Here is an 11,245-nt window from a genome sequence, read left to right on the forward strand (position 1 = left end):
TTTTCTATTTTAAAGCGGTAGATGTTGGGTAATAGATAGCTGTCAAAAAAAATATAGTAATTTTGCTTGCTATTACCCTAGTGAACCTCTTAGCTAAAGCTTCCGATAATAGCGTCTGCGAATTCAGAACACTTCAAAGGCTCTACTGGAGGATTCATTAATCGAGCCAAATCATAGGTGACATGGCTATTGGCGATCGCAGAAGCCAAACCTTTTTGAATTAATTCGGCTGCTTCTTGCCAACCCATAAACTCTAGCATCATTACTCCAGATAAAATAACAGAACCAGGATTAATACGGTCTAAACCAGCGTGTTTTGGTGCAGTACCGTGGGTAGCCTCAAAAATAGCGCAGTTATCACCAATATTTGCCCCAGGACTCATCCCCAAACCACCGACAATGGCAGCAGCAGCATCAGAAAGATAATCCCCGTTGAGGTTCATTGTAGCTAATATAGAGTACTCATCGGGACGAGTTTGGATTTGTTGGAAAATACTATCAGCAATGCGGTCGTTTACCATTATTTTTTCTTGCCATTTCCCCGATCCGTGAGTTTCGCCTATGGCTTCTAATACTGATTTTACTTCGGCACAAATTTGCTGCTGCTTGTCTGGTGTCAGAGAATCATAACCTGGATCGATTTTACGGGCGTTATCTTCGACGCTGAGATTAGGATCGGCTTCTTGATTACTCAAAATCCAAGATTCTCTCTCAGTAACACATTCATCACGAAACTCGGTAGTAGCTAATTCATAACCCCAATCACGAAATGCACCCTCGGTATATTTCATAATGTTGCCTTTATGTACCAAAGTGACTTTTTGCTTTTCTTTGGGCAATCTGAGGGCATTTTGAATGGCTTTTCTTACCAGGCGTTGTGAACCAGTTTTACTAATAGGTTTAATGCCAATTCCCGCATCAAGAGGAATTTGCTTGTTACCATGTTCTTCCGTGGCAGGAATTAATTCATCGTTGAGAAAATTAATTAATTTCAGTCCAATTTCGTCATCCTTGCGCCATTCAATGCCGAGATAAATATCTTCGGTATTTTCACGATAAACGATTAAGTCTAACTTTTCAGGACTTTTATGAGGAGAAGGAGTGCCTGGATAGTAACGACTAGGACGAACACAAGCATAAAGAGTAAAGATTTGTCTGAGGGCTACATTAAGAGAACGAATACCACCACCAATAGGAGTGGTTAAAGGCCCTTTAATGGCAATTTTATATTCTTCAATTGCTTTAAGAGTATCTTGAGGCAAATATTGAAATGTGCCATAGCGATCGCAAGCTTCATCTCCTGCGTAAACTTTAAACCAGTGGATTTTACGTTTTCCTTTATAAGCAGTAGCCACCGCAGCATCAATTACTTTCTGTGTGGCAGGCCAAATATCTACACCAGTACCATCACCACGGATAAAAGGAATAATCGGATCATTAGGTACTATGGGTTTACCTTCTTGAAAAGTAATCGTAGAACCTTCTGTGGGGGGAGTGAGTTTTTCGTACATAGAAAATAATCAAAATAATAAAATATTGCAACTTAAAGAATATATCAGGAATCGTTTTCAATCTTTGTACTCAAGCCCTGAAATTATTTTCTAGGTTCATTTTAATTAATTAAAGGTATGACATTGCTAAACAACATATTATTGTTAGAAACAAGCAGATCAAAAAAATCCCTTACCTCAAAGGTAAGGGACTGATTGTTTTAACTATCTAGTAATTCTTTTTAGTTATTGCTAACCAAACTTACCAGCAGTCGAAGCAATGAGGAAGGCTGCGTAAGTAAAGATGTAGCCAACTGTGAAGTGAGCTAGACCAATTACACGAGCTTGAACGATTGAAAGAGCAACAGGCTTGTCTTTCCAGCGAACTAGGTTAGCTAGAGGAGTACGCTCGTGCGCCCAAACAATAGTTTCGATCAACTCTTGCCAATAACCACGCCAAGAGATGAGGAACATAAAACCAGTCGCCCAAACAAGGTGTCCGAAGAGGAACATCCAAGCCCAGACAGATAGGTTATTTACACCGTAAGGGTTGTAACCGTTGATTAATTGAGCAGAGTTAGCCCAAAGATAATCGCGGAACCAGCCCATGAGGTAAGTGGAGTTTTCGTTGAACTGAGCAACGTTACCTTGCCAGATACCGAGGTGTTTCCAATGCCAGTAGAAGGTTAACCAACCTAACGTGTTCAGCATCCAGAACATAGCGAGATAGAACGAATCCCATGCAGAGATATCGCAAGTACCGCCACGACCAGGACCATCACAAGGGAAGGCAAAACCAAAGTCTTTTTTGTCGGGCATTAGTTTAGAGCCACGGGCATCCAAAGCACCTTTGACAAGAATTAAAGTAGTGGTGTGTAACCCTAATGCGATCGCATGGTGAACCAAGAAGTCTCCAGGGCCAATGGTAAGGAACAAAGAGTTAGTTCCACTGTTAATAGCCTCTAACCAACCAGGTAACCAAACATTGGCATGATTAGGGAAGGCGGTATAAGCGACACTGTCAGGATTTGATAATAAAGTATCGAATCCATAAAGAGCTTTACCAGAAGCAGCTTGAACGAACTGAGCAAATACAGGCTCGATCAAGATTTGCTTTTCAGGAGTACCAAAAGCTACTACAACGTCATTGTGAACGTAGAGACCTAAAGTGTGGAAACCAAGGAAGAGAGATACCCAACTTAAGTGAGAGATAATCGCTTCTTTGTGTTCTAGTACGCGAGCCAATACGTTATTTTTGTTAGCTTCAGGGTCATAATCCCTAACGAGGAAGATTGAACCGTGAGCAAAAGCACCAACCATGATGAACCCAGCAATGTACTGGTGGTGGGTGTATAAAGCTGCTTGGGTAGTGTAATCCTTAGCGATAAACGCATAGGAAGGTAAGGAATACATATGTTGAGCTACTAAAGAAGTAACTACACCCAAAGAAGCTAATGCTAGAGCTAACTGGAAGTGCAAGGAATTATTTAAGGTATCATACATACCTTTGTGTCCTTCCCCTAAACCGCCTTCTGGTGGTTTATGAGTTTCTAAAATCTCCTTGATGCTGTGACCAATACCGAAGTTAGTACGGTACATATGTCCAGCAATAATAAAGATAACAGCGATCGCTAAATGGTGGTGCGCTATATCAGTCAACCAAAGAGATTCAGTTTGAGGATGGAAGCCACCTAAGAAAGTTAGGATTGCTGTACCTGCCCCTTCAGAAGTACCAAATACATGACCAGCAGTATCGGGGTTCTGAGCATAGACACCCCAATTCAAGCTGAAGAAGGGTCCTAAACCTGCGGGGTGGGGAGGGGTAGACAAGAAGTTATCCCAACCTACGTGCTGTCCGCGAGATTCGGGGATCGCAACGTGAACCAAGTGACCAGTCCAAGCCAAAGAACTAACCCCAAATAAACCAGCTAGGTGATGGTTGAGGCGAGACTCGGCATTTTTGAACCAAGCCAAACTAGGACGGAACTTGGGTTGTAGGTGTAACCAACCTGCAAACAAGAATACGGAAGAAAGGATAAGTAAACCAATCGCACCTTGATACAAGTCTTGGTTAGTGGTCATACCGATGGTGTAGAACCAGTGGTATACACCAGAGTATGCAATGTTTACTGGACTAGAAGCACCAGCTTGTGAAAAAGCGTCAATTGCTCCTTGACCGAAGTGGGGATCCCAAATCGCATGGGCGATAGGGCTAACGTTTAAAGGATCTTTAATCCACTGTTCAAAGTTACCTTGCCAGGCTACGTGGAATAGAGTGCCAGAAGTCCACAAGAAAATGATTGCTAGATGACCGAAATGGGAAGCAAAAATCTTTTGATAAAGATTTTCTTCTGTCATGCCATCGTGAAGCTCAAAGTCATGAGCAGTAGCAATCCCATACCAAAGTCTACGAGTGGTAGGATCTTGAGCGAGATCTTGGCTAAACTTGGGAAATTTAGTTGCCATAGGTTGTGAGCGGAATTCTCCTCTGGTGAAGAAGAATGAGAGCAAATGCTACTCATTTTCTTACTTATACAGATGCTACATAAGTAGCGAAAGTTAAGAACGGTTTACTATGTACCGCTTTTGTTATATTGCTTACTCTAATGTAAGAGTAAGCTACCAATCCTCACGAGAAAACTTATAGCTTGCGACTACCGTCTACCCGCAAGGACTGGCGAAAGTTTTGAAAAGATACCCAACTAGAATGAAAGCGTTCTTGCCAGGAAGAATGCCCAGGTAGTAACGATTCCTCCTAGGAGGTAGTGAGCAACCCCTACAGCACGACCTTGAGTAATGCTCAATGCACGAGGCTGAATAGCGGGAGCCACTTTAAGTTTATTATGAGCCCAAACAATTGACTCAATTAATTCTTGCCAGTAGCCACGTCCACTGAAGAGGAACATTAAGCTGAAGGCGAAGATGAAGTGACCTGCTAAGAACATGATGCCATAAGCGGACAAAGCAGAGCCATAAGAGTTAATTACTTGAGAAGCTTGCGCCCACAAGAAATCACGCAACCAACCGTTAATAGTGATTGCACTTTGAGCAAAGTTACCAGCAGTAATATGAGATACGCTGCCATCTGGTGCTACCGTTCCCCAGACATCGGACTGCATTTTCCAACTGAAGTGGAAGATGACCACAGAGATGGAGTTATACATCCAGAATAAACCGAGGAATACATGGTCCCAACCAGATACCTGACAAGTACCACCGCGTCCAGGGCCATCACAGGGGAAACGGAAACCTAATTCTGATTTATCAGGAATTAAGCGAGAGTTACGGGAATATAGTACACCTTTGAGAAGAATCAATACTGTTACGTGAATAGTAAAAGCATGGATATGATGCACCATAAAATCAGCAGTACCAAGAGCAATAGGCATCATGGCTACTTTACCACCCACAGCAACTACATCACCACCGAAAGCAACACTAGCAGTTCCTAGAGCGGAAGGAGCAGTGGCACCTGGCGCAGCAGTGTGAACACTTTGAATCCACTGAGCAAAGATGGGTTGTAATTGAATTGCTGTGTCAGAGAACATATCTTGGGGACGACCCAAAGCTCTCATAGTGTCGTTGTGAATGTAAAGTCCGAAGCTGTGGAAGCCAAGGAAAATACATACCCAGTTGAGGTGAGAAATAATTGCATCACGAGAACGAATCATTCTATCTAAAACGTTGTTTACGTTCTTAGCAGGATCGTAATCGCGAACCATAAAGATTGATGCGTGCGCGCCAGCACCAACAATGAAGAATGCACCAATCCACATATGGTGAGTGAACAATGATATCTGAGTACCATAGTCAATCGCCTGATAGGGATAAGGAGGCATTGCGTACATATGCTGTGCCACGATGATAGTCAATGAACCTAACATTGCTAAGTTGACAGCCAACTGAGCGTGCCAAGAAGTAGTTAGAATTTCATATAAACCTTGGTGTCCTTCACCACCGAATAATAAGGGGTCTCCTTTGTGTCCTTCGAGGATTTCTTTCAAACTGTGACCAATGCCCCAGTTTGTACGGTACATATGACCTGCGATGATGAATAATACAGCGATCGCAAGATGGTGGTGAGCCGTATCAGAAAGCCATAAACCTCCAGTGACTGGGTTTAAACCGCCTTTGAAAGTTAGGAAATCAGAGTAGACACCCCAGTTAAGGGTAAAGAAAGGTCTGAGTCCTTCAGCAAAGCTAGGGTATAGCTCTGCCATTTTGCCAGGATCTAAGATGAACTCATGGGGTAAAGGAATATCACTAGGAGCAACTCCTGCATCTAACAGTTTGTTAACTGGTAAAGATACGTGAATCTGGTGTCCTGCCCAACCAAGAGAGCCTAAACCTAATAATCCAGCTAGGTGGTGGTTTAGCATAGATTCTGTATTCTGAAACCACTCAAGCTTAGGAGCTTTTTTATGATAGTGGAACCAGCCAGCAAAGAGCATCAAACCAGCCATTACTAAACCACCGATAGCGGTGCAGTATAGTTGATAGCTGTTTGTGAAGCCAGATGCTCTCCAAAGATAGAAGAAACCAGAAGTAATCTGGATTCCGTGGAATCCGCCACCAACATCAGCATTGAGAATACCTTGACCAACAATGGGCCAAACTACCTGTGCGCTTGGTTTGATGGCAGTAGGGTCGCCTAACCATGCTTCGTAGTTAGAAAAACGTGCGCCGTGGAAGTACATCCCACTCAACCACACGAATACAACTGCTAAATGACCGAAGTGCGCACTGAAGATTTTCCGAGAAACATCTTCTAGGTCGCTGGTATGGCTATCGAAATCATGAGCGTCAGCGTGAAGGTTCCAAATCCAAGTGGTGGTTTTGGGACCTTTTTTTAATGTGCGATCAAAATGACCAGGTTGTCCCCACTTCTCAAAGGAAGTAGGAACGGGATCGTTATCAACAGTTACCTTGACTTTCGCCTCTCCTTTTTGAGGACTGATTGTCATGAAGATTCTCCATCTCTCGACAATAGATTTATTTCTTACCTATTTGAAACAGGTTTTTTGTTTATTAGAAAGAATTAGTAAAAACTAATACCTCTCTTTATAGGTTAGCGTGGTTAAGCCTAAATTTTTTTTAGGTTTTAGCCACACGCATTAATTAAGATGATAAGACTTAGACTTCTCAAGTATTAGGGAAGCTTAACAAAATTTTAAATCAGCTTAATTATTGATGTGACAAGGTTTACGTTTTTGGATATTACTCACAAAAGTCAAGAAAAAATCAACTTTCTTTACAAAAATAAATAAAACACCCTAGTTAAAATAAGAAAAAATTAACAGATATATTAGTGTAGTTTAGTGATAAGAAATTACCTAATTTAATTGAATTATAAGGATTCGAGTTTTGGGCTTAAAATATAGATCGATTTCAATAAAAACTATTTATTATTTAATAGCGATCGCTCTAAGCTTGAGCGTAGCTAGTTGCGGTAAAATTGATTTTCCATCAGGGGTTGAGGGGTTTTCTGTTCCAGAGATTAAAAATGTAGCATTTGATAATTTTGCGAATGGTCTATCAGAAGTTGCACCTCCTGATGTGATTCAACAATTAGATCGAATTTTGCTGCAATATCAGCCTCAAGTTGCTATTTTGCGCCCCCAACAAAATGCCACAATAGAAGACACTACAGTGGAGGTTAGTTTGGCAGTTGAAGATTATCCTCTATTTCAAGACGATCGCTTGGGTTTGGGTCATCATCTCAATTTAATTGTGGATAATGAGCATTATGCTGAGATTTACAATCTTGAAGAGCCGATTATTCTTAAAAATTTAAAGCCAGGAACTCATACTCTAAGGGTAATAGCCGAAAAACCCTGGCATGAAAGCTTTAAAAATGAATCGGCTTACGCCCAAACTACTTTTAATGTAGTAACGGAGACAACTGATAATAATCCCGACCTCGATTTGCCTCTGCTTACTTATAATCAGCCTATGGGGGTTTATAGTACAGAACCTATTTTATTGGATTTTTATCTAGCAGGTATTGTTACAAAAGATTGGCAAGTTAGAGCCACAATAAACGAAGAAAGTTTTATTATTGACGAATGGCAACCGATTTATTTACAAGGTTTTCAAGAAGGCAATAATTTAATTCAATTAGAATTGCTTGATGGTAGTGGTGAGGTGATTAGTAATCAGTTTAATCAGCCTATCCGCTTGATTACTTATGATGAAACAAGCTCCGAACAAGATACACTAGCTCAATTAGTAAGTGGTAAAATTTCCTTTGAAGAAGCAGTAGCGATCGCAGAACAAAATTATTATATTCAACCTGTCGGTGAACCAGAAATAATAGACACAATCACAGAAGAACTATCTATTGAATCACCAGCAGAAGAAGATATAGAAGAAAACAGTGAGCCATCAGTAGAAGAAACTCTAGAAGAAACCGTTACGGAAGATCGAGAAACGGCAGAAATCGAGTCAACAGATCAGTCGGCAGAAAAAACATTAAATGAAAAAACTGAAGAAGCTATCTCTGATACTGTAGAAGAAACAATTGATACAGAAGAAGCGACATCAATTAAAGAGTTAGAGAAAGAAGCAGAAAAAAACACTGAAACAACTCCTGAATCAATAATTGAGCCTCAAGAAGCAGAAAGTCAACAAGAAAATAAAGAAATTACTACTACACCCGTTGCGGGTAAAAACAGTGTTTCTACCAATTCTGTTATCGAAGAAACAACTTCTCCAAAAAAAGATAACGTCAAAATATTAGAAGGAATTACAGAAATACCCGTACCAGAAGAAATTCTTGCTGTAGAAACAACAGAGAGCATAACTGCTTCTGACACTATAGAAATTCCTCAGCCAAAACTTAAAGTACCTCAATGGTGGAATAATCTTGTGGCAAATTTTCAACAGCGATTTAACATTAACCGATGAATTATCAAGCTGTACTAGATTTTTGGTTTGGAAAACCAGAAAATGCTGATTATGGTAAACCTCGTAAATTTTGGTTTATCAAAAGTTTAGACACTGATGCCAAAATTACATCTCGCTTTGAAACTACCTATCAAGCAGCAGCTAGAGGAGAGTTAGATCGTTGGCGAACATCTCCTTTAAGTTGTCTTGCTTTGATTATTGTTTTAGATCAGTTTCCTCGTAACCTCTATCGAGGAAAACCTCAGTCTTTTGGTACTGATGGGATGGCTTTAGAGATTGCTAATTATGCTTTAGAAAAAAATTATGACCGACAATTGTTACCCGTACAACGTTGGTTTATTTATCTTCCTGTCGAACATAGCGAAGATTTAGCAGATCAGAAAAAATCGGTAAAATTTTTTTCTAGTTTAAAAGAAGATTATCACAGTAAAAGCACTATTGATTACGCTCAAAAACATTTAGCAATTATTCAACGTTTTGGAAGATTTCCCCATCGTAATGAAATATTAGATAGAAAAAGTACTTCTGAAGAAATTGAATTTTTAAAGCAGCCAGGATCGCGATTTTAATTAGAATTTGGAGAAGCAATTGTTTTTAAGCAACAAAATCTTCTTTCTAATTAAGTATTAATAGTTTCTTTTTTCAAAATGTTATTGATATAACGTCTTTTGATATAAGTAAATTCCCAAAGAAACCAACCTTTCCTTTTAGCTATGGTTTGAGATTCGTATGTATCGCGATCGCAATAGACTCTTTCTTCTTTACAATAGTTATCATAAACAGATTCTTGTTTTATTTTACTTGTTTGATTGGTTATTATTTTACCTCCTAAATATTCAATAAACTTTCTCTTATTATTTTTATAGTCTTTGATTTCTGTACTAATTAGACGACTACGATCCTGACTATAAATATTAGTGATTTTCAATTTATTAGATTTGTTAATTATTTCAGAATTGTATTTACCATAATGGCTTGCAGTAATAACCCCAGGATTATATTTTAAGTGAATATAATTTTCTTCTTCTTGCTTAGTTTCACACAAATCATATTTATCTAAATAATAAGTACCATTTGTATAACATTCTGCTATGGTTTGCATCATTGCAATCAAACTGATATAACTAACAGTTTCGTCATGATATATATGAATTATGGGCGAAGATTTTCTTTGTTGTTCTGAACCAATTACGCTGTAGTATTCTCCTTCAAAAGTTATGAGTGTTAATAATAATTTTCTAATCGTTATCAGATAATAAAAATTTTTTTAACTTCTTGAATCCCGCATAAATTTCGGGTAAACGCTTAAAAATAGCATAAGACTTACGAAAATCTTGACTGGGGTAAGCAGGTGTACCAGTAACCATTAAGTCAGGCTTTATATTGTGAGTTACTCCAGATTGGGCGGTAACAATTGTACCTTTACCAATAGTAATTTGATTAGCTACTCCCACTTGCCCCCCTAGTAATACGCCGTCTTCTACAGTGACTCCTCCAGCTAATCCCACTTGAGCAGCAAGGGCGCAATTCCTTCCAACAGTACAACCATGTCCGATTTGTACCAGATTATCTAACTTGGTATTGGCTTTAATTCTGGTTTCTCCTACTGCGGGACGATCGACTGCACTATTACAACCAATTTCTACCCCATCTTCTAACACCGTGTAACCAGATTGCTCCATTTTCTCCCATCCTGTTGCTGTGGGAACAAAACCAAAACCCTCTGCACCGATAACAGCACCACTATGGATAACGCAATTAGCACCAATTTGACTGCGTTCTTGGATGGTAGAGTTACTGTATAAAATAGTATTGTTGCCAATAATGACATCAGGATAGATAGTTACTTGGGGATGAATGGAAACACGATCGCCAATTGTAACATTTTGCTGAATTACGGCATAAGCACCAATGTAAACATCCTTTCCTATCTTGGTGGTAGAATCGATAATTGCCGTGGGATGAATACCAGGATCGGGTTGATAGGGTTGATAAAAAAAAGCGATCGCTTTAGCAAACAATAATCGCGGTTGCTTAGTTGCGATCCAAGCAATCCCGATGTTAGTAGCCTGTTGTTGTAAAGTTTCATCTTGAGGCAAAATAAGTGCAGAAGCAGCCGTTTCAGCCAACATAGAGGCAAATTTAGCTCCTTCGATATAGCTAAGATGATTTATTTGGGCTTCTTTAATCGCTGCGATACCTGTAAGATCGGGATTGCGATCGGGATTACTTTGCAGACTGTTATTTGTAGCTAAATCCCCCAAGCAAGCAATAAGTTCTTGAAATTTCACCCTTGTCTCCTCAAAAATTTTATACTTTAACCCAATAAATAAAATATTAAGACTTAAACCTAACCATTATGGCTGAAGAATTTGAATATCTATTTCGAGTTGTTGCTAAAAATTGCGATCGTGAATTTGAACGTTGGACAGATGCTTTATATCATGCAAAGTCTTTAATACCTAAATGTCGTAGTTTATTTGAAGATATTAGGATTTTTGTCGGTAACGAATTAGTTTGGGTTTACAGTCGCTCTCATAAGTATCCACAATATTTAGGTGCTGGTAATTATGACAGATTAGCCAGATTATTTATTGCTGAAGCTATGGAAGAAGAGGAAGCAGCAAAAGAACAAGAAGAAGTTAGCGATACTTGAATTGTAGGACTATCTCTTAAAGTGTGATGTCAGATTTAGAATTATGGTCTAAAGTAACTCCAGAACAACAAAAAATTGCATACGATATTTATTAAAAATGGCAAATAGTGGCAAAATCTACGGAAAGAATTGATTATCAAAAGGCAACGGATGCGATTAAAGCTGTTTATTTTTCTATAGGTAAAAAAAAAGA

General features: G+C 39.2%; 8 protein-coding genes. 3 read left to right on the forward strand and 5 right to left on the reverse strand.

Annotated features, from left to right (window positions below; all coding sequences use genetic code 11):
- Positions 1-89 precede the first annotated feature (89 nt).
- The 3 genes from H1P_RS00860 to psaA form a co-directional block, all read right to left on the reverse strand.
- A complete protein-coding gene (locus H1P_RS00860; protein WP_144863191.1) occupies positions 90-1,511 on the reverse strand; it encodes an NADP-dependent isocitrate dehydrogenase in 1,422 nt (473 codons plus the stop codon).
- A gap of 231 nt (positions 1,512-1,742) precedes the next feature.
- Positions 1,743-3,956, reverse strand: coding sequence for a photosystem I core protein PsaB (psaB, locus tag H1P_RS00865; protein WP_144863193.1), 2,214 nt, complete (start codon positions 3,954-3,956; stop codon positions 1,743-1,745).
- Positions 3,957-4,192: 236 nt separating this feature from the next.
- Complete coding sequence (gene psaA, locus H1P_RS00870; RefSeq protein WP_144863195.1) at positions 4,193-6,454, reverse strand: photosystem I core protein PsaA; 2,262 nt, start codon at positions 6,452-6,454, stop codon at positions 4,193-4,195.
- Between the two features lie 400 nt (positions 6,455-6,854).
- Between psaA and H1P_RS00875 the strand changes: the two genes are divergently transcribed.
- Both H1P_RS00875 and H1P_RS00880 read left to right on the forward strand, forming a co-directional pair.
- A complete protein-coding gene (locus H1P_RS00875) occupies positions 6,855-8,396 on the forward strand; it encodes a hypothetical protein (protein WP_144863197.1) in 1,542 nt (513 codons plus the stop codon).
- Positions 8,393-8,965: a DUF924 family protein gene (locus H1P_RS00880; protein ID WP_144863199.1), complete on the forward strand. Its 573-nt coding sequence runs from the start codon at positions 8,393-8,395 to the stop codon at positions 8,963-8,965. Before H1P_RS00875 ends, H1P_RS00880 begins: the two co-directional genes overlap by 4 nt.
- A 50-nt stretch (positions 8,966-9,015) precedes the next feature.
- On the opposite strand, the gene H1P_RS00885 is transcribed toward H1P_RS00880, so the two are convergent.
- Both H1P_RS00885 and lpxD read right to left on the reverse strand, forming a co-directional pair.
- The gene (locus tag H1P_RS00885) at positions 9,016-9,501 is read right to left on the reverse strand and encodes a hypothetical protein (protein ID WP_144863201.1); all 486 of its coding nucleotides are present in this window, start codon (positions 9,499-9,501) and stop codon (positions 9,016-9,018) included.
- 133 nt (positions 9,502-9,634) lie between these two features.
- Complete coding sequence (gene lpxD / locus H1P_RS00890; protein WP_144863203.1) at positions 9,635-10,687, reverse strand: UDP-3-O-(3-hydroxymyristoyl)glucosamine N-acyltransferase; 1,053 nt, start codon at positions 10,685-10,687, stop codon at positions 9,635-9,637.
- 68 nt (positions 10,688-10,755) lie between these two features.
- Here lpxD and H1P_RS00895 point away from each other — a divergent pair, with 68 nt between their 5' ends.
- Positions 10,756-11,052: a hypothetical protein gene (locus H1P_RS00895; protein WP_144863205.1), complete on the forward strand. Its 297-nt coding sequence runs from the start codon at positions 10,756-10,758 to the stop codon at positions 11,050-11,052.
- Positions 11,053-11,245: the final 193 nt, after the last annotated feature.

The sequence above is a fragment of the Hyella patelloides LEGE 07179 genome (assembly GCF_900659865.1).
Taxonomy (GTDB): domain Bacteria; phylum Cyanobacteriota; class Cyanobacteriia; order Cyanobacteriales; family Xenococcaceae; genus Hyella; species Hyella patelloides.

Coding starts and splice junctions, on each gene's coding strand:
- H1P_RS00895 (WP_144863205.1), top strand. CDS start 10,756: ATGGCTGAAGAATTTGAATATCTATTTCGAGTTGTTGCTAAAAATTGC.
- psaA (WP_144863195.1), bottom strand. CDS start 6,454: ATGACAATCAGTCCTCAAAAAGGAGAGGCGAAAGTCAAGGTAACTGTT.
- psaB (WP_144863193.1), bottom strand. CDS start 3,956: ATGGCAACTAAATTTCCCAAGTTTAGCCAAGATCTCGCTCAAGATCCT.
- H1P_RS00880 (WP_144863199.1), top strand. CDS start 8,393: ATGAATTATCAAGCTGTACTAGATTTTTGGTTTGGAAAACCAGAAAAT.
- H1P_RS00860 (WP_144863191.1), bottom strand. CDS start 1,511: ATGTACGAAAAACTCACTCCCCCCACAGAAGGTTCTACGATTACTTTT.
- H1P_RS00885 (WP_144863201.1), bottom strand. CDS start 9,501: ATGATGCAAACCATAGCAGAATGTTATACAAATGGTACTTATTATTTA.